This window comes from Aminiphilus sp., from assembly GCF_029975095.1.
Lineage (GTDB): Bacteria > Synergistota > Synergistia > Synergistales > Aminiphilaceae > Aminiphilus.
Genome location: NZ_JARKPW010000024.1, coordinates 1 through 18,860, shown reverse-complemented (window position 1 = coordinate 18,860; position 18,860 = coordinate 1). Strand labels below are relative to the sequence as shown.

Genomic DNA, 18,860 nt, shown 5'->3' with positions numbered 1-18,860 from the left:
ATTCTCTTCTCGGGCATTCCCCTGGGGCAGATGTCCGTGTCCATGACGATGAACGGGGCCGTTCTTCCCGTCATGGCCTTCTACCTCGTGGCGGCGGAGGAGCAGGGGGTGAACAGAGCCGATCTGAGCGGCACCATCCAGAACGACATTCTCAAGGAGTTCATGGTGCGCAACACCTACATCTACCCTCCGACGGCGTCCATGCGCATCATCGGCGACATCTTCGCCTACACCTCCCGGAACATGCCCAAGTTCAACAGCATCAGCATCTCCGGCTACCACATGCAGGAGGCGGGCGCCACGGCGGACATCGAGCTCGGCTACACCCTGGCGGACGGTCTCGAGTACATCCGCACCGGGCGGGAGGCGGGGCTCGACATCGACGACTTCGCGCCCCGGCTCTCCTTCTTCTGGGCCATCGGCAAGAACTACTTCATGGAGGTGGCCAAGATGCGGGCCGCCCGGATGCTCTGGGCCAAGATCGTGCGGCAGTTCAATCCGAAAAAGGCCAAATCCATGGCGCTCCGCACCCACAGCCAAACCTCCGGATGGAGCCTCACCGCCCAGGACCCGTTCAACAACATCGCCCGAACCTGCATCGAGGCCATGGCGGCGGCGCTGGGGCACACCCAGTCGCTGCACACGAACGCTCTGGACGAGGCCATCGCGCTGCCGACGGACTTTTCCGCCCGGATCGCCCGGAACACCCAGCTGTACATCCAGGACGAGACGAGCGTGTGCAAGGTCATCGATCCCTGGGGCGGATCCTACTACGTGGAGAGCCTGACGGACCAGCTCATGCGCCGCTCCTGGGCGCACATCCAGGAAGTGGAGCAGCTGGGGGGCATGGCCAAGGCCATCGACACGGGGCTTCCCAAGATGCGCATCGAGGAGGCCGCGGCCCGGCGCCAGGCCCACATCGACTCGGGCCGGGAGCGTATTCTGGGGGTCAACGCCTTCAAGCTGGCCCAGGAGGATCCCATCGACATCCTGGAGGTGGACAATTCGGCGGTCCGTGCCGCCCAGATCCGGCGGCTGGAAAAGCTCCGGGCCGAACGTGATCCCGAACGGGTGCGGCGGTGTCTCGATGCCGTCACCCGCGCCATGGAGACCGGCGAGGGCAATCTCCTCGAACTGGCGGTGGAGGCGGCCCGGGCCCGAGCGAGCCTTGGGGAGATCTCCGACGCCGTGGAGAAGGTCTGCGGGCGCCACAAAGCGGTGGTGCGCTCCATCTCGGGCATCTACAGCAGCGAGTTCGCCGACGAGGAGGTCATCGCGGAGGTGCGGCGGATGACCGAGGAGTTCGAGAAGCGCGAAGGACGGCGTCCCCGGATCCTGGTGGCGAAGATGGGGCAGGACGGGCACGACCGCGGGGCCAAGGTGGTTGCCACGGCCTACGCGGACATGGGATTCGACGTGGACGTCGGCCCCCTCTTCCAGACGCCCGAGGAGACCGCCCAGCAGGCGGTGGACAACGACGTGCACATCGTGGGCATGAGTTCTCTCGCGGCGGGACACAAGACGCTGCTTCCCCAGCTCGTGGAGGAGCTGGAAAAGCGCGGGCGCGGGGACATCATGGTCATCGTGGGCGGCGTCATTCCGCCCCAGGATTACGCATTTCTCCGGCAGCACGGCGCAGCGGCGATCTACGGCCCCGGCACGGTCATTCCCGCGGCGGCGAGGGAGATGCTGGAGATCCTCACGAAACGCCTCGAGGCGGCGAGGGCCTTTTGAATCATGCAGGATGAAACCTACAGGCCGGACTGGGTCCCCGAGGATGCGGGTTCCCAGTTCGCCTGCCGGGTCATGCGCGGGCGCGAGGGCGTGCGGAATGGGGCCGACTCCGCCGCTTGCGTCGTTCCGTCGTCCCCTGCGAGGCGGCTTTCCCTGGAGGACTACGAGGCGGGGATTCTCGCGGGAGACCGGATGATCCTCGCCCGGGCGATTACGCTCATCGAGAGCAATGCCCCTCGCCATGCGGAGCCCGCCCAGGAGCTGGTCCGGCGTCTTCTGCCCCACACGGGGGAGACGATCCGGGTGGGCATCACGGGTGTGCCCGGAGCCGGCAAAAGCACCTTCATCGAGGCGCTGGGATGCCTGCTCTGCGACCGGGGGCACCGGGTGGCGGTGCTCGCCGTGGACCCGAGCAGCTCCGTCTCGGGAGGAAGCATCCTGGGCGACAAGACCCGCATGGAGCTGCTCTCCCGACATCCCCGGGCCTTCATCCGCCCCTCGCCTTCCGGAGGAACTCTCGGAGGTGTCACCCGGAAGAGCAGGGAAACGCTGCTTCTCTGCGAGGCCGCGGGGTACGACGTCGTTCTGGTGGAGACCGTGGGCGTCGGCCAGGGGGAGACCACGGTGCGCTCCATGGTGGACTTCTTTCTGGTGCTGGTGCTCACCGGCGCCGGCGACGAACTTCAGGGGATCAAGAAGGGCGTCATCGAGCTTGCCGACGCGATTCTGGTCAACAAGGCCGACGGGGACAACCGTCGGAACGCTCTCGTCGCCCAGGCCGACTACAATCAGGTTCTCCATTACCTGCGGCCCGGAACGGAGGGGTGGACCACCCGGGCCTACACCTGCTCCGCCCTGACGGGGGAGGGCATCGCGGACATCTGGGAGGTGGTCCTCGAATTCCGGCGGCTGGTGCGGGAATCGGGATTCTTTCAGCGGCGGCGCTATCTCCAGACCCTGGCCTGGGTGGAGAGCATGGCGGAGGAGCATCTCCGCAACCGGATGGCGCAGAATCCCGCGGTGGCCGCCTGCCGGGAGGACATTCGGCGCCGCGTTCTCACGGGGGACATTTCGCCCACCGCCGCGGCGCGGGAACTGATCGACGCGATGGAGAAGGCCTTCTTCCTTCCTGCGGACGTGCCGTCTTCCGATGGAGTGCGTTCCGTCCGGTTCTCTTCGGACTGAGGGGTCGGAGAGGGCCGGAAGCGGGAGGAAACACGCCGCAACCAAAAGAGTACCCGAACCGTACCCGGACCGGCGGCCCTTGGGGCCGCCGGTCTGTTAGTTTTTCGGGTGCGACTTCTTCCCCTGCGGCTGATCCTTATGCTACGATGGAATGGTCATCGGGGAAAGTGGAGACGACGGAAAAATGCTCCGTCGCCGGGACCGGGCTCCACCCCGTGCTTCTGGAGAGCGGCGCATGTTCGGGGCCACGGATGGCTCGTCCGAGTGCCGGGTCCTTGCCGGTGCGGCGGTTTTTCGGGAACTTTTTTCGGTACGGACGGGAAGGGGGGCGGATCGTGTGAAGAACGGAAATCTCCTCCTCGTGGCGTCTCCTCGGGAGGCTCCGGGTGTGGTTGCGACGCTCGAGAGAAATGGTTTTGCCGTGACGGCCGTTCCGGATGTCCTTCGGGCGGGGCACATTTTGGAGCGCAGTCCTTCGCCGGACCTGATCCTGCTGGATCTCGACGTGCCGGAAAACTGCACCTCCGCGGCAATGGCGGTTCTCGCCTCGCACGCGCCTCTGGCCTTTCTCTTCGGAACTGTCCCTCCGGAACTCGTGGCCCGGACCGAGGACATCCCTTCCTTTGGGTACGTGCCGAAGGGCGCGGGGGAGGCGCTGCTCTGTGCGGCTCTCCGGAGAATGCTCGTCCTCGCCACCGAAGGAAAGCCCCACCGGAAGACGGAATTTTCCGGGGTTCTCTCATGCTCCGCGTCGCCGTCCACAGAATCGGAGACGGCGGAGCCGTTCCCGACGGTGAAGGTGGCGCTGCTCGCCACGATTCTCGACGCGATGCCGAGCCCGGTGTTCTTCAAAGACCTTCAGGGTGTCTACCGGGAGTGCAACGCCGCCTTCTGCGCGTTTCTCGGGCGCTCCCGGGAGGAGATTCTGGGAGCCACGGTCTTCGATGTCGCTCCGGCGGAACGTGCGGAGGTGTACCACCGCGCCGATCTGGATCTTCTCGCCCGGGGAGGGGACCAGCGCTACGAGACCACGGTGCCCTATCGGGACGGCTCGTGTCACATTCTCTTTTCCAAAGCGGTGGTGCGGGACGGAGAGGGAAAACCTCTCGGTCTGGTGGGCATCATGACGGACGTGACGGAGCGCAAGCGCGCCGAGGATGTTCTGCGCAGCCGGGAGGCGTACCTTCGGGCCGTCTTCGACAACGTGCCCCACGTGCTCTGGCTCAAGGACCGACAGGGGCGGTATCTTGCCGCGAACGAAGGACTGGCCCGGCTTTACGGCGCCTCAAGCGCCGAGGATATTCTCGGTCGCGGAGAGCACGACTTCTGGCCTCCCGAGATTGCCGAGTGCTACCTCGCGGAGGACCGGAAGGTCATGGAGGAGCGGACGCGGCTCTTTTTCGAACAGAAAGTACAGACGCCCGAAGGGGTGCGCCTCTTCGAGACCTTCAAGACCCCCATTCTGGACGACGAAGGAGAGCTTCTCGGCACGGCGGGGTTCTCCCTGGACGTGACGGAACGGCGCGCCGAGGAAGAGCGCGTCCTGGAACGCCATGCCCAGCTCCTTGCCATCTTCGACGGGTTGGAGGAGCTGGTCTTCGTGGTGGACATGACTACCAGGGAGATGCTCTTCGTGAACCGCAAGACAAGGGAACTCTTCGGCCGGGATCTCGCGGGAACGTGCTGCCACCGTTCCCTCCAGGCCCGGGAGGATGTCTGTCCCTTCTGTTTTCTGGAGCAGCTCACCGCCGAACCGGGCACTCCCCTGCGGCGCGACGTGGCGAGCCCCGTTCTGGGACGGCATTTCGCCGCCACCGTCACATGCATTCCCTGGACGGACGGCCGTCCGGTCATGCTCGCCCTGGCGATGGACGTGACGGAGCGCAAACGCATGGAGGAGGAGCTGCGGCGCGCCGGGGAGGAGTTGGCCGAGGCGCTGCAGGAGCGGAACGCTCTTCTGCGGGAGCTGCAGCACCGCATCAAGAACAGCCTTGCCATCATCGTGTCCCTCGTGCGCCTGGAGGCGAACCGCTCCGAAGTGCCCGCCGTCAAAGAGAGCCTCGCTCTGGTGGCGGGTCGCATCGCCTCCCTGGCGGTGCTCTACGATGCGCTCTACGGGTCGGGAAGTGTCCACGAGGTGGATCTGGCGGGATATCTCCGCAGGCTCTGCACCTCTCTGCTCGACAGTTACGGCGTCGCGGGGCGCATCGTCCTGTCCGTCGCGGAGGAGGATCGGGTCCTCCTGGAGGCGAGAAGGGCCGTCTCCGTGGGGCTCATGGTGAACGAGCTGGTGACCAACGCGGTGAAACACGCCTTTCCCGAGGGGCGAAGCGGCGAAGTGACCCTCCGGGTCGGCCGGGAGGGCGGGGCCGTGTTCGTGGACGTTGCCGACGACGGCGTCGGTTTTGCCTGCGAGGCCGTGCAAGAAGGCGGCGGAGCCGAACCGGCGGCGGAATTTCTTGCCGCATCGGGAGCGGGGTCGGGACTGCGCCTGATCGATCTGCTGGCGAAACATCTCGATGCCAGGGTGGAGCGCTTCGCCGGACCCGAGGGGAAGGGCACGTGTTTCCACATCGTCCTTCCCGAAGAAGCGCTCTCCGGGGAGGTGGCGGACGAGGGATGAGACGGAGCGGCGGCCCGAAGAGGGGCGCCGCGGAGTGGCCGAAGAAACCGGACAGACCGGACACATCAGACAGACGACCGGAGGAGGCGACCTGTTCATGGAAGGAAGATTCGGGTGGAAACGGCGTATCGGTGTGGTGCCGGCGGCGCTGGCGTTGTTGCTGTGCATCGTGGGAGCGCTCTGGGCGGAGGTGCCCTCCGCCTACGAGGAGGGGTGGCGCTTCGGCATTGCCTACCGAAACGAGGTGGCGGGAAATCTCGCCGTCATGCATGACGCTTCCGTGGCGCGCGGAACCGACCGGACCGCCGTGCTCGCCGCGGCCCGGGAGCGGGAGGCGCTGTTCCGGGAGGTGCTCCCCGCCAAGGTGGAGTGGATGCGCGGCGTGGCCGACGGCGCGGGTGTCCCCTACGAGGACGTGCTGCTCTACAACGCCGCGGACCGTCTGATGACGGGGTTCGTGGGCGAGTGCACGACCTTCGTCGCCTCCGGAAAGGCCCTCGCGGGAGGCAAGGGAACCCTCATCGCCAAGAACCGCGATCTCGGGCCGAACACCCTCAGCGAAGTGGCCATGGAGGAGGGAGGCACCTTCGCCGCCACCGACGCCTACAAGGCCGCCTACATCGACATCCCCCAGGCGGAGACCGCCTATCGGTTCGTCGGCTCCCGCTCCGCGGGGCGCTGGGGATACGGAATGGGGATCAACGAGCATCAGGTCACCGTGGCGGACAACGACGCCCCCACCCGGGACGAACTCGCCTTCGACAAGGGGCTCCACGACAACGACTACGTGCGCCTCGTCCTCGAACGGGCGAAGACCGCCCGGGAGGGCGTGGAGGTGCTCACGAAGCTGACGGAGAAGTACGGCCAGGCCTGGAACTCCATCATCTTCGAGATCGGAGATCCGAACGAGCTGTGGATCGTGGAGATTGCGGGAAAGCGCTGGGTGGCCAAGCAGTACAGGGACACCTTCACGGCCCGGTCCAACCAGTTCCAGATCACCGACGACTACGATCTCGCCGCGGAGGATCTGCTCTCCTTCGCCCAGTCCAAGGGATGGATCGGCAAGGATGTGACGGGCAAGATCAACTTCCGTGCCGTCTACGGTACCACCGAACTGTACCCCGAGGACAACGAAAAACTCGAGGAGCGCCCCGCCGCGGAGACCCTATACAACACGGAAATGCGGTACCGTCGGGCCATGGAACTGCTCCAGGGCATCTCCGGCCGCATTTCCCCCGCAGCCATGCTCCCCCTGGTGCGAGACCACTACGACACCTACCCCCTCCCCAGCGGCAAGGTGCTCGAACTGAAGCAGATGCCCTACTACAGCACCCCCCTCGCGCAGGACGAGCGCCAGGAGTGGATGACCGTCTTTCCCGAGGAGGACACCGTGGAGGTTTCCGTCTTCCCCAGGGCGATCTGCCACCATGCTTTCGAGGGCATCACCGCCGCAACGGCCATCCTCTCGGCCCGTCCGGTGCCGAACGAGCTGGGGCTGATGCTCCACGCCTACATGCAGCCGTGCAACAGCCTTTTCATCCCCTTCTACACGGGGGCCTCCTCCCTTGACGGGCGGTACAGCACCCCCGAAGCGGGATCGCGCTTCTTCCAGATCTCGAAGATGGCCTTCGGCTCCTACGAGCTCTACCACGCCCCGCTCCGCATCGTCTTCGACCCCTACGAGGCGAGCCTCTTCAAGGACATGGAGGCCATGGAAAAAGAGTACCGGCGCCTCAAAAAAGACGGTGCCGACGAGGAAGCCCAGGCGCTGCTCGACGAATTTCTCTACGCCCGGTGGGACAGCGCTCTCGCCGCCGCCGACGAGGGGCTGACCCGGATGCTCGAGGCCGCCGCGGCCTCTTCCGCCTGGTCCCGCTGACGCCCGTGCCCGCCCGGAGTCTTTGTGTGCCGGGCGGGCGTTTTTTCGTCGCCCTGTTCCCGGGCCGGTTCAGTTTCTTGGTCTGACGTCATCCTTTCGGCCGAGGCGGAACCCGCCGCGTAGAGGCTTGGCATGACCCGCCGCAGTGTTGGCCGAACGCGCTGCCCCTTCGTGAGGGGTGGCGCGTTTTTTGTATTGATTTTAGTTTTAACGAACCTCCAGGGCATTTCGTTGGAAAAAGAGAAATGTATCATTGACAAAAAGGAGCGAGGAGAATAAAGTGAATAAAATCACCAATAAAACCTGCGCAAGCCCGTGGCGTTGACGGTCTCCTCTGCGCAGGCGGAACGGGACGCGTCGCCGGCGTAAGCGAGCGTGACGGAGTGCATCGCAAGGTTGTCTGTCGTTGCAAACCTTTGCGCTGTACGGAAACGCGTCTCCCGGCAGTGGTGACCTCGGTTGCCGTATCCCAAAACAGCGCGGCGCCCAGGTCTTTCGGAGAAACGGTGTGCGTAGAGAGCGCTCTGCGGAAGCGCGTTGTTGGTTCGCGCCGGGGGAACGGAGAAGTCGCGCAGCGTCGAGTGAGGAGGAGGATGAGTCATGAAGGATCAGGTTGCCGGTTTCGGGGAGAAGGACAAGGAAGTTGCCGCCGTGTGCGGCCTTTACTGCCGGGCCTGCTCGCTGTTCATCGCGAGCACGGAGGATCCGGCGCGGCTGGAGCGGATCGCCCGTATGTTCTCGACCACCCCGGAGGACGCCGCCTGTTTCGGGTGTCGCTCCTCCAAGCGTGCGCCCGTGTGTCGGAACTGTGATTTCGTGGCCTGTGCCGCCGGTCGCGGGGTCGAGTTCTGCAGCGAGTGCACGGAGTATCCCTGCGCGGAGCTCACGGAGTTTCAGGCGGCGAAGCCCCACCGGGCCGAGCTGTGGGAGGATCTGAACCGCATCCGCGACGAGGGGTGGCGGACCTGGCTCGCGGAGGTGGAAAAACGCTATGCCTGTTCCGCCTGCGGCACCCGGAATTCCGCCTACGATCTCGCCTGCCGCTCCTGCGGGGCCGAGCCGAGCTGCGCCTACGTGGAGCGCCACGGCGAACGCGTCCGGCGTCATCTGCAGAAATGATCCGGGGGAGAAATGCTCTGAAGAAACAGCCCGGATAACTCCGCCCCCAAAAACAGCGACGCGGAGAAGAAACGCAGAAAGCCGCGAACGTCGTTCCGGGGTCGACCGCCTTCGCAAGGCAGAACGCGAAGGCGGTCTTTTTCGCCCTTTCCTTGCGGCGCACATTCCTGCGCGCCGGTTGTTCCGCGTGCGCTCAGGCCGAGACGGGGCTGCAGATCTCCACGAGAAAACCGTTGTTGTCCCGCACGTAGCTCACGGTCTGTCCCCAGGGTTTCGTCACCGGCGCCAGAACGGAGACCGCCCCCGCCGCCAGTGCCCTTTCGTAGTCCTTGTCCACGGACTCGGTGAGGAAGGCTACCTCCGCCGCGGGAGGCGTTTCCCCGGGCCGGGTGGGGCGCACCGCCAGGTCCATGGCGCCGATGAGTTCCTCCGCACAGAAGGCCAGGGCGGTCGCCCCCGTCTCCATTTCCGCGAACTGCCCGCTCTCGTGGACGAACCTCCGGGAGAGCCCGAAGGCCTTCTCGTAGAACGCCACCGTCTCCGCCACATGGGGAACATACAGAATCACGTATCCGAGTCGCATCGCTCTTCCTCCTTCATCCTTGCCTCCCGATTCCGTTCGGTGTGTTTTCTTCTCCGCTTCCGTACCGCTCCAAGGGTATACTATACATTCTAACGTCTGCGGTGTTGTAGGTGGAGCTTGTTCCCGTCGTCTTTCCGATTGGGGTAGGGAGTTTCTGCAGGTGGTGAAGGCGGGAATTTGGCCGGGAAGAAAGGTGGAAGCGGCACCATGGCCCTTTCCGTGGAAGAGACACTTTCGCTCAGTGCACTGTCGGGTATCGGCGTGCTGGCTGGTGCCAGAGGCCTCGCCACGCGCTTTGTGGAGACCGTGGTGGTCATCGACGTGCCCGACGCGCATCGCTGGATTCGCGGAGGGGAGATGCTCATCTCCTCCGGTTACCTCTTTTCGAAGAACCCTCTGGAACTCCTCCCCCTGGTGGAAGGGTGTGCACGGTCGGGTGCGGCGGCACTGGGCATCAAGGTGGGGCGATTTCTGGGGAGACTTCCTCACGAAGTGCTCTCGCTTGCGGATTCGCTTGATTTTCCCCTCCTCGACGTTCCTTCCCGAATCAACCATGTGGATATCATCAATCCGATTCTGTCCGCGCTGGTGAATCGTCAATATGAGATCCTGAAAAAATCGAGTACTGTGCGGGACCACTTTCTGGAACGCATCGCCGAAGGCGGCCAGGTTCAGGAAATTTTGGACGGGTTCGAGTCCTTCACGGGGTGTCCCGTCGCGTTTGCGGACCATGTGCGGGGCCGGCGCTGCTTTTCCGCAGGAATGCCCGCGCATGTTCGGGAGCGGTGGGAGGATGGCGGGGAGGAGCCCCTTGTCGTGGCGGGCAGGGCGGTGGGCTCTCTCTCCTTCCTCCCCGGACGGGAGCCCCTTTCCCCTCTGGAACAGGCTGTGCTGGCCCACGCCAAGACGGCCATCATGATTCTCGCCCAGCACGACTTGGCTCTCCTTGCCGCGGAATCCAGGCACAGGGACGAATTTCTCCAGGAACTGCTCTTCCGGAGGGGTGTGCAGACGCCGGAGCTTCTGGCGAGAGCGCGGCTTGTGGGATGGCGACACGAAGGGCCGCTTCTGGTGGCCCTGCTTTCCGGCGGACGTGCTTCCGGGGACAAGGCGGAGAGATGGCCGGGAAGGACGATCCCGGTCTGCCGGCCTTTTTTCTCGGGATTCGTGGAGGCCGCTCTTCCCGGTGCGCTGTGGACGGATATGGGATCCCTGTGGGCACTGCTGATTCCTCTGACGGCGCCGGAGGAATCGGAGCGAATCGTCCTCGCCGTGGAGATGATCCGTGCCCGTGTGGAGGAGCGGACCGGGTGCCGCCAGAGTGCGGCCCTCGGCTCGGTGAAGCGGACTCTCGCCGAGGCGGGGGAAAGCTACGCCGAGGCGAGGGAGACGCTGGACATCCTTGAGCGGACGCATCGGGAGGGACGCTGCGTGCGCTGGGACGAACTGGGGCTCGAACGCGTTCTCGCGGGGCTCCGCGGCGCGGAGGAGGGGAAGCGCTTTGTCCGGAAGCGGCTTGGCCCGCTGCTCGATGCCGAAACGGTGTGGACCTCGGTAAGACCTACATTCCCCACGGTGTCATGATCGGGGCGGGCCTCGTCTCTCTGCTGCAGGCATTTCGCGTCATCTTCGCAAGGCATCGGGCCGTCTGCGGAGAGGCTGCCACCGGAGAAGGCTCGGCGCCTCTCTCCGTGACCGCCGGGGAAACCCGCCGGGCCATCGCGGTCCACGTTCTTCTCTTCGGCGTCGGTGCCCTCGTTCTTGCCCTGTCGGGCGGCCTCCTGACGACGATGCCCCTTCCCACGCTCCTGCTGTGGCTCGCCTGGGCGACCTTTTCGGCGTCGACGGCCCCCATCCTCGTCGGTCTCTCCGCCATGCATTCCGGCTGGTTTCCCGCCTTCGCCATCAGCATCATTTTCCTGAGTCTCGGCCTGTTCATGGGATTTCCGGCGAAAGCCCTCGCTCTTCTCGTCGGCTACATTGCCTGCACGGGTCCCTGTTTCGCCGATATGGGATACGATCTCAAGACCGGCTGGTTCATCCGGGGGTGTGGCAGTGACGCCTCCCTGGAGAGGGAGGGACGCAAGCAGCAGGTCATCGCCGAGATGGTGGGCGGTGTGATCGCCATGCTCGTCGTGTATCTTCTCATGGACATGCATTTCAGGCTCGATCTGCTGGCGCCGGTGAGCCGGGTGTTCGCCGCGACAGTCGGTGCGGGGGCGAATCCGTCGCTGCTGCGGGAGCTGGCTCTCTGGGCGGTGCCGGGCATGCTGATCCAGTTCGTCGGTGGTCCGGGAAGAGCCATGGGGATTCTCTTCGCCACGGGGCTCCTGATCAACAATCCCGTCTACGGCATCGGTGTCATGGTGGCGGTGGGACTGCGGCTGCTTTTCGGAAAGGAGTGGATGGACATCCGGGAGGCGGGGCTCATCGCCGGAGACGGTCTCTACGGTTTCTTCTCTTCGCTTGTAAGGATCTTCGTTTGAGCGGACCGCCTGTCCGTCTTCGACCGGGTTGGACGGAATGCCTGGAGTTCCTGCCGTCTTTTACTCTCTCGGGGTTCGCGTGGTTCGCAGAATGAAGCATGCCAGAGTGCGTTTTGAGATGTTTTCCCGGGAGGTGGGGATATCCCCGCCTCCTTCGTTTTCGCGTTCTCCTTCTCCGGTGCCTCTCGTTTTTTCACGTCGGCACTCCGTCGGGGGTATGCGCTACTTTGCTTTGCTCTACTATACTATACTATATTGTGCGCTTCTACACGTTGCGGCGGCGGCGGCGGTGCGCCGGACACGGCGGTGTCGGTGACGTCGGTGGAGATTCTGTCCGAGGGGGATGTTCATCTCCGGAGTTCCGTGTCATTGGCGGTGGCTCTCGACAGCGCCGCTGAACTGAGCGATCTCGGCATGGCCTACTCTCTCGTCAGCAAGGACGAAGAGACGCAGCGGATCGAAAGCTACCACTTCGGCAGTGCATCGATTCCTCTGGTGTCCTCGGGGGAGGGAGTCTACACGCAGACCTTCGTCTTCTCCGACGATGTCCCCGCGGGAACGTACAACCTCGTGGTCCAGGTGGATCCCCTCGAATCCGTGCTCCCCGGAGCCGTGGTCTTCGAGGCGCCGGAGAGCCTCCTCGTCACCGTCGCGGACGACCGGAACCTGCCGGACCTCGTGCTGCGCGACCTGCGTCTCCATTCTGCCTATCTGATTCTCAACCACGACGAGCACACCGCCGACAACGTGCGGCGCAGTCACATCGCCGGGACGCTCGACGTGGAATCCGTGGCGTACGGCGCGTCGAACGTGGCCGTGGGGGCCTTCGTGGAAACCGACAGAGGCTACGAGGAGGTCCTGCTCTGGGACTCCGCGAGTCGTTCCTACGTGCGACACCTGATTCTTCCCTCCCTCGACGCGAACACGCTGCAGTCGCTCATGGTGGGTGTCTTCGTTCCCGAGGCCGTGCGGAATCGTCTTGCAGGGCGGACTTCCACAAATTTGAAGTTCGTTGTGGATCCCCTCGGCGCGATCGAGGAGAACGAGGCGGCGGCGGTCGTTCCCACCAGGGGTGACGACAATGAGATCGTTCATCCCGTGAACATCTACGAGGGCGTGCCCGTGGCGGCCTCCGATGCGGCGGGGCTCACCTTTCAGACGAGCTTCAGCAAAGGATTCAGCAACAATTATTTCGGCACGGAAGTGGATTTTCTGGGCAAGGCCTAGTTCGGGATTCAGGGCATCGGTGCCTCCGTCTCCGGTGGCGTTCCCGTGACGATTCTGGGGCACACCTTCGATTTCCTGAAGGCCACGTCGGACGCGCACTACAATCCGATCATGCCCACCGATTCGGCTTTCGATCTCGACGTGGAGTTCGCGGGGATGACGCTCTACAGCAAGAGCGGCAATGCGAACTTCTCCTGGGAGGAGACCTGGCAGATCGAGAAGCGCATGGGCTACTCCCAGACGTTCGTCATCGCCGTCGTGCCCGTGGAGCTGAGCGCGGGAGCGAGCGGCGCCCTGGGCATCAAGGCCACGGTGAACATCGCCGCCGCCTTCGAGGGGACCGTGTCGCCCTTCGTGGACGCCGGCGCCTACGCCTCCGCGGCGGTCAATCTCGCGGTCGCCAAGGGAGGCGTCCGGGGCACGCTCTATCTGGTGGGGTGTACCTTCGACACGACGCTGGGCGGAACCATCGCCGCCGACGCGGGGGCGACGCAGCTTACGGGAACGCTCACCGAAAAGGTGGGATACACGCTCAAGGGCCCCAACGGCAAGATCGAGCTTTATGTGGACTGGCCGAAGACCTGCTGGAAATGGCACGTCATCCCCTATCCCTGCGGATGGAACGAGGCGACCAAATCGCTCGTGAGCTGGTCCGCCTTTTCCAAGAGCGACACGCTCTTCGACAAGCAACAGTCCGTGACGGTGCCGCTCCAGTGACGGAGCTCCGCGAAGGATTTTCATGCGAGTGAACCGTCTCTTCGCCATTCTCGTGGTGCTCTTCCTCTGGATGGGCCTTTGGGGATGGTGGACTCAGCGCGAAGAACGCGAAGTACCCGAACCTCCCCTGGAGGAGGCCCCCGCGCCGGTACTGCGGTGGGAGGGCGGAGCCCGGTACGAGGTGGCGGTGCAGAGCGACATGTTTTCCGGAGAGGCGCCGGATCCTGCGGCGCCCTCCGCCCTTCGTCTCGCGGGAGTGCTGCATCTCCGGGTTGCCTCGGCGGACGCGGAGTCCGTGACGGCGACCCTTCGCTTCGGACCCCTTACCTGCGAGGTGTTCGGGCAGCCTGCTCCCGAGATGGCGGAGCGTCTGTCCGTGCCTTTTGCCGTGCGCTTTGCCCGGGACGGACGCATCGACGCGGTGCACCTGCCCGAGGCGATTCCCGAGGGAGAACGCATCGTGGCGGAGGAAGCGCTTCGGGCCGCCGAGATCGTGCTCTCCGGCGACGCGGCCGCCTGGACCGCCCTGGAGTCCCACCGGACGGGGGAGTATGAAGCCCGCTACGAGCGAGGCGAAGGCGGAACGATCCGCAAGCGGAAGATACGCTATCTCGATGCCGCCTCCCCGGTGCGGGTGGAGGTGCTCTCCTCGGACATGACGGCCCGGCTCTCTTCCACGGTGTGGCTGGCCTCCGCGGAGGGGCTGGAGTTCCTTGCGGCATCGAGCGGCGGCGCGCCCCTCTTTCGGACCCGCCTGGCCTTTTCGCTCCGGGAGATCTCCGGCGAGCCCGACCTGTCCGCTCCGCCGGCGAGGGCAAAGCCCGTATCCGGCACGGCGACGCCTTCTCCGGCGCCGGGAGCGGCCACGTCCTCTCCCGGTGGGGCAGCCTCGCCCTCTCCGGTATCCGGGAGCGGCGCGACGTCGCCTTCCGAGGCCGGGCGTTTCACGTTGCTGCTTGATGCTTTCGACCGGCGCGACCAGGAGCGGTTCGAGGAGCTGCTTGCCCTGCTGCAGGCCGATCCGGAGCTGGGAGCGGAGGTGGTGGCCCGCATCCTCGACCCGAGGACCGAGGACGCCCTGCAGGCGGCCCTGGTGGATCTGCTCGGCACGAGCGGTACGCCCGAGGCGCAGCGCTTTCTGCTGGGACTGGCGGAAAACCCCGTCGCGTCTTCCATGAACGCGCTGCGGGCGGTCATCGCCCTCGGCGGCGTGGCTTCCCCCACGGAGGAGGCGCAAAGCGGCCTGTGGCGGCTCGCCCGGGCGAAAGGCGACGAGCGGGTGGAGGACCTTGCGAACACCTCTCTTTTGGCGCTCGGTGTCATCGCCGCGACGCTCGGCACCACCGGCGACCCCGCCGCCGCCGAGGCGTCCCGGTCCATCGTGGACGGGCTGTCGGAGGTGCTCGACGGCGCGAGCGGGCCGGAGTTGCGGGTGACTCTCAAGGCCATCGGCAACACCGGAAACCCCGCTGCGGCGGAGCGCGTCGGCGCGTTTCTCCGGGCGGAGAACCCCGCCACACGGGCCGCCGCCGCGACGGCGCTGCGGCGCATGCCCGGAGAGGCCGTGGAGACGCTCCTTCTTGCCACCCTCGCCGCCGAAAACGTTCCCCAGGTACGGGGAGCGCTCGTGCGCAGCCTGGGTACCCGCGAGCCGGACGAGCGCATCGTCTCCACCCTCGCCGCGAGCGCGCAGGCGGAGGAGAGCCCTCTCGTTCGGGGAGAGATGATCCGCACCCTCGCGAAGGGGAGCGACCGTTTTCCCGCCGTGCGCGAGACTTTTCAGCGCATGCTCGACACCGAGACGGACCCGCAGAATCTGGAGTTGCTTCGCCGGTTCCTCTCACGGACACCCTCCGGACCGTGATTCCCGGGGATCCGCCCCCTCCGCGTGGAACCGCGAGGAAGCTCTGCCGCCCCCGCCCTTGACAGAACGGCGAATCGGCCTACACTGACGGTGAGCCTGTTCTCGGGGCGGGGTGCGAATCCCCACCGGCGGTATCCCGGCTGTGCCGGGGAGCCCGCGAGCGCTCCGTTCCTCTTCGGGGGAGCGGGGGTCAGCAGATCTGGTGCGATGCCAGAGCCGACGGTGACAGTCCGGACGAGAGAGAGCGAGCCCTCCGCATTCATTCCACTGCGGCGTGCCCTGCCCGTTGCGTTCCTCCCCCGATTCAGGCCTCGACTCGATTCGAGGAGGTCGTTACCGTGAATCCCCATGTCTGTGCCTGCTCCTGTTCTTTGTCCTCTGCCGCGCCTTCGCCTTCTCCCGCTGTGTCCCCGCTCCCGTTCGCTCTCACCTTGCCAGCCACGCCTTCCGAGCGCGTCCGCGCCGCCCTGGCGTCACTGCGCCGCGGCGAGGGTGTCCTTGTCGTGGATGACGAGGACCGCGAAAACGAGGGGGATCTGGTCTACGCCGCGTCGTCCCTCACCGAGGCCCAGATGGCCCTGCTCATCCGGGAGTGCAGCGGCATCGTCTGTCTCTGCCTTCCCGAGGAGAAGATCCGCGAGCTGGATCTTCCTCCCATGGTGGCGAAGAACACCAGCCCCTATCAGACGGCCTTCACGGTCTCCATCGAGGCGAGCGAGGGCGTCACAACGGGCGTCTCCGCCGCGGACAGGGTCCGGACCATCAAGGCCGCCGTGGCGGAGGGGGCCCGCCCGGAGGATCTGCGCCGCCCCGGCCACGTTTTCCCCCTCTGTGCCCGTCCCGGAGGCGTTCTCGAACGGCGGGGACACACGGAGGCCACGGTGGATCTCATGCGCCTCGCGGGGCTGCCTCCCTACGGTGTGCTCTGCGAGCTCACCAATCCCGACGGCACCATGGCCCGTCTGCCCGAGATCCTGCGCTTCGGCGCGGAGCACGGACTTCCCGTGGTGACCGTGGAGGATCTCGTTGCCTGGAGAGAAGAAGCTCCCGGAGGAACTTCCCGGAGGTGATGTCTTCGGACCTGTCGCGGGGCGTTCCGGGGCAGGTCCCGACAAGATCCGGCCCGGAAGTCGCAATTTTGCTCCGCCCGCTCCCTTCGGAGATTTACGCCTGGGGCGTGTCCCTTGCCGGATGCGGGGAGTTCTCTTGTGAGCTCTGCGCTGCGAACCGTGGACTTTAAACAGCGGACTGCGACTGAGACATCCTTCCCGTCAAACGCTCTTTCCGCCGAACATCGAAACATACGCCCGCGCAGTGCGCGGGCGTTTTTTTCGCCGCCCTGTCGCGCCCTTTTGTGCGGACGTCCAAAAAACGCCCGAATTCCTCTCCCAAGGTTCTTGCTCCGGTCCGATGCAAAAGAACGCATTCTTTTCTATGATGCGCATGAAGGAAGTGCGGCATTTCTGCGCGGCTGGCGAGCTGCGTGCCCCGACGTGTCGTCAAAGGCACGGACAACGTGTGAGAAGGCGGAACGGGGTACGGAAGAGGGAAACGTGTGCGGCGGCGGTGGGGAACTCCGGAGACCGCCGCGCCGGGGTGGTTCGAATGCGCCGGAGGGCGCGGACGGGAAGGGAGGCGCATCATGCGGTTGGAACTGCACGAGGTCGTCATTCGGCGCATCGAGTGGGGAGACAGGACGGGGGCCTGGAACGGCGTCCTGACGGTGAACCGCGAGGAGGCCGCCGCGGAAGTGGCGAAGGACGAGCGTTTTGCGTCGGTACGCCTCGATCTGGCCCATCCGGGCGAGAAGGTGCGGATCATTCCGGTGAAGGATGTGGTGGAACCGCGGGTGAAACTTGCCCGGTCGGGGGAGCCCCTCGGCTATTTTCCGGGATTCTTCGCTCCCGCGGGAACCGCGGGGAAGGGGCTCACCCTGGTGCTGCGGGGCGCCGCGGTGGTGACCTGCGGTCCCATCGTGGCCTTTCAGGAAGGGTTCATCGACATGTCCGGCCCGGGGGCGGCCTACACGCCCTTCTCCGAGACGGCGAACCTGGTTCTCACCGTGGAGCCCGATCCGCGCCTGACGAAGCACGCCTACGAGGAGGCGCTCCGGCTCGCGGGGCTGCGCCTGGCGGTGTACCTCGCCACGGCGGCCAGGAACGTGACGCCGGACGCGATCTCCGTCTACGAAAAGGGCAACGTGACCGACGAGGCGATCCGCCTGCCCGATCTTCCCCGGGTGCTCCACATTTGCATGGCCATCACCCAGGGACTCCTGCACGACACCTTCGTGCACGGCGGGGACATGAAGGCCTCCCTTCCCGTGCTGCTCCATCCCAACGAAGTGCTGGACGGGGCGGTGGTCTCGGGCAACTGCGTCTCCGCCTGCGACAAAAACACCACCTGGCACCACCAGAACGACCCCGTGGTGCGCGCGCTCTATCGGCGCCACGGCGAGGACCTCAACTTCCTCGGCGTGGTGGTCACCCCCGAGGATGTGCGTCTCGCGGGGAAGGAACGGGCCGCCTCCATGAACGCGGCCCTTGCGGAGAGCCTCGGCGCCACCGGCGTGATCATCACCGAGGAGGGGTACGGCAATCCCGACACCGATCTCTGCCTCAACGCGAAACAGATGGAGCGCCGGGGCATTCGCACGGTGATCATCGCCGACGAGGCGGCGGGCACGGACGGCGCGAGCCAGGGGCTTGCGGATTCCACCCCGGAGATAGCAGCCTTCGTCTCCACGGGCAACGTGAACGAGATGATCGAGGTACCTGCCATGGAGCGTGTGCTCGGCTATCCCGAGGCCATCGCTCTTCTCTCCGGGGGCGCCCCGGAGAGCCTGCGTTCCGACGGCAGCATGTTCGTTGAGCTGCAGTCCGTCATCGGTTCCACCTGCGAGCTCGGCGCCGGTCGCTGGGGCTGCGCGGAATTCTAGGCGTGTCTCGGGAAGGGAGGAACGGACCGTGACGTATCGTATCGTCCACTACACCAACCAGTTCTTCGCGGGGCTCGGCGGGGAGGAGAAGGCGGATCTGCGCCCCCTCGTCCGCCCCGGTGCAGTAGGTCCCGCTCTGGGGCTCGAACAGGCCCTCGGGGGTGAGGCCGTGGTGGTCGCCACGGTGATCTGCGGGGACAACTACATGGCGGAGAACCTCGCCTCCGCCACGGAGGACGTGCTCGCACTCATCCGGGAACACAATCCCGACGCGGTCACCGCGGGACCCGCCTTCAACGCCGGGCGGTACGGAACGGCCTGCGGCGCCGTGCTGGAGAAGGCCGCCGCCGTGCTGAAGGTCCCCGTCGTGAGCGGTATGTATCACGAAAATCCCGGCGTGGAGCTCTACGGCAGGAACGTGGTTCTCGTGGAAACCGGCGACAGCGCCCGGGGTATGAAGGACGCCCTGGCGAAGATGGCGGAGGTGACGCGCAAACTCCTCCGC

At 65.7% G+C, this 18,860-nt stretch carries 14 protein-coding genes and 1 riboswitch; of the genes, 13 read left to right on the top strand and 1 reads right to left on the bottom strand.

The window, feature by feature from the left end; genetic code table 11:
* From scpA to Q1K49_RS01560, 5 genes are all read left to right on the top strand, one after another.
* On the top strand, window positions 1-1,734 hold a 1,734-nt coding region (gene scpA / locus Q1K49_RS01580; RefSeq protein ID WP_300522013.1), incomplete at its 5' end, for a methylmalonyl-CoA mutase.
* A 3-nt stretch (window positions 1,735-1,737) separates the two neighbouring features.
* A complete protein-coding gene (gene meaB / locus Q1K49_RS01575) occupies window positions 1,738-2,919 on the top strand; it encodes a methylmalonyl Co-A mutase-associated GTPase MeaB (RefSeq protein WP_300522010.1) in 1,182 nt (393 codons plus the stop codon).
* Between the two features lie 235 nt (window positions 2,920-3,154).
* Window positions 3,155-5,542, top strand: coding sequence for a PAS domain-containing protein (locus Q1K49_RS01570; protein WP_300522007.1), 2,388 nt, complete (start codon window positions 3,155-3,157; stop codon window positions 5,540-5,542).
* A 97-nt stretch (window positions 5,543-5,639) separates the two neighbouring features.
* Window positions 5,640-7,421, top strand: coding sequence for a C45 family autoproteolytic acyltransferase/hydolase (locus tag Q1K49_RS01565; protein WP_300522005.1), 1,782 nt, complete (start codon window positions 5,640-5,642; stop codon window positions 7,419-7,421).
* A gap of 600 nt (window positions 7,422-8,021) precedes the next feature.
* Entirely contained in the window at window positions 8,022-8,540 is a 519-nt protein-coding gene (locus Q1K49_RS01560; RefSeq protein ID WP_300522002.1) for a DUF3795 domain-containing protein, read from the top strand.
* A 193-nt stretch (window positions 8,541-8,733) separates the two neighbouring features.
* Here the strand turns inward: Q1K49_RS01560 and Q1K49_RS01555 are convergent, their stop codons facing one another.
* Complete coding sequence (locus Q1K49_RS01555) at window positions 8,734-9,123, bottom strand: VOC family protein (protein ID WP_300521999.1); 390 nt, start codon at window positions 9,121-9,123, stop codon at window positions 8,734-8,736.
* Between the two features lie 207 nt (window positions 9,124-9,330).
* Here Q1K49_RS01555 and Q1K49_RS01550 point away from each other — a divergent pair, with 207 nt between their 5' ends.
* The 8 genes from Q1K49_RS01550 to Q1K49_RS01515 form a co-directional block, all read left to right on the top strand.
* The gene (locus tag Q1K49_RS01550; protein WP_300521997.1) at window positions 9,331-10,707 is read left to right on the top strand and encodes a PucR family transcriptional regulator ligand-binding domain-containing protein; all 1,377 of its coding nucleotides are present in this window, start codon (window positions 9,331-9,333) and stop codon (window positions 10,705-10,707) included.
* Window positions 10,668-11,609: a hypothetical protein gene (locus tag Q1K49_RS01545; RefSeq protein WP_300521994.1), complete on the top strand. Its 942-nt coding sequence runs from the start codon at window positions 10,668-10,670 to the stop codon at window positions 11,607-11,609. Before Q1K49_RS01550 ends, Q1K49_RS01545 begins: the two co-directional genes overlap by 40 nt.
* 306 nt (window positions 11,610-11,915) lie before the next feature.
* Complete coding sequence (locus Q1K49_RS01540; protein WP_300521991.1) at window positions 11,916-12,836, top strand: hypothetical protein; 921 nt, start codon at window positions 11,916-11,918, stop codon at window positions 12,834-12,836.
* 45 nt (window positions 12,837-12,881) lie between these two features.
* A complete protein-coding gene (locus Q1K49_RS01535) occupies window positions 12,882-13,553 on the top strand; it encodes a hypothetical protein (RefSeq protein WP_300521989.1) in 672 nt (223 codons plus the stop codon).
* 22 nt (window positions 13,554-13,575) lie between these two features.
* Entirely contained in the window at window positions 13,576-15,417 is a 1,842-nt protein-coding gene (locus tag Q1K49_RS01530) for a HEAT repeat domain-containing protein (RefSeq protein WP_300521986.1), read from the top strand.
* 94 nt (window positions 15,418-15,511) lie between these two features.
* A riboswitch (FMN riboswitch) is annotated at window positions 15,512-15,667 on the top strand.
* Between the two features lie 88 nt (window positions 15,668-15,755).
* The gene (gene ribB / locus Q1K49_RS01525; protein WP_300521984.1) at window positions 15,756-16,487 is read left to right on the top strand and encodes a 3,4-dihydroxy-2-butanone-4-phosphate synthase; all 732 of its coding nucleotides are present in this window, start codon (window positions 15,756-15,758) and stop codon (window positions 16,485-16,487) included.
* 572 nt (window positions 16,488-17,059) lie between these two features.
* Window positions 17,060-18,355, top strand: a complete 1,296-nt coding sequence (locus Q1K49_RS01520) for a glycine/sarcosine/betaine reductase component B subunit (RefSeq protein ID WP_300521981.1) — start codon at window positions 17,060-17,062, stop codon at window positions 18,353-18,355.
* A gap of 28 nt (window positions 18,356-18,383) precedes the next feature.
* Window positions 18,384-18,860 (top strand): glycine/betaine/sarcosine/D-proline family reductase selenoprotein B (locus Q1K49_RS01515; protein WP_300521978.1); only part of this gene is annotated, 477 nt, incomplete at its 3' end.

Excerpts from the sequence above, each read along its gene's own strand:
- Q1K49_RS01530 (WP_300521986.1), top strand. The coding sequence starts at position 13,576 with ATGCGAGTGAACCGTCTCTTCGCCATTCTCGTGGTGCTCTTCCTCTGG.
- Q1K49_RS01550 (WP_300521997.1), top strand. The coding sequence starts at position 9,331 with ATGGCCCTTTCCGTGGAAGAGACACTTTCGCTCAGTGCACTGTCGGGT.
- Q1K49_RS01520 (WP_300521981.1), top strand. The coding sequence starts at position 17,060 with ATGCGGTTGGAACTGCACGAGGTCGTCATTCGGCGCATCGAGTGGGGA.
- Q1K49_RS01560 (WP_300522002.1), top strand. The coding sequence starts at position 8,022 with ATGAAGGATCAGGTTGCCGGTTTCGGGGAGAAGGACAAGGAAGTTGCC.
- meaB (WP_300522010.1), top strand. The coding sequence starts at position 1,738 with ATGCAGGATGAAACCTACAGGCCGGACTGGGTCCCCGAGGATGCGGGT.
- Q1K49_RS01570 (WP_300522007.1), top strand. The coding sequence starts at position 3,155 with ATGTTCGGGGCCACGGATGGCTCGTCCGAGTGCCGGGTCCTTGCCGGT.
- Q1K49_RS01565 (WP_300522005.1), top strand. The coding sequence starts at position 5,640 with ATGGAAGGAAGATTCGGGTGGAAACGGCGTATCGGTGTGGTGCCGGCG.
- Q1K49_RS01555 (WP_300521999.1), bottom strand. The coding sequence starts at position 9,123 with ATGCGACTCGGATACGTGATTCTGTATGTTCCCCATGTGGCGGAGACG.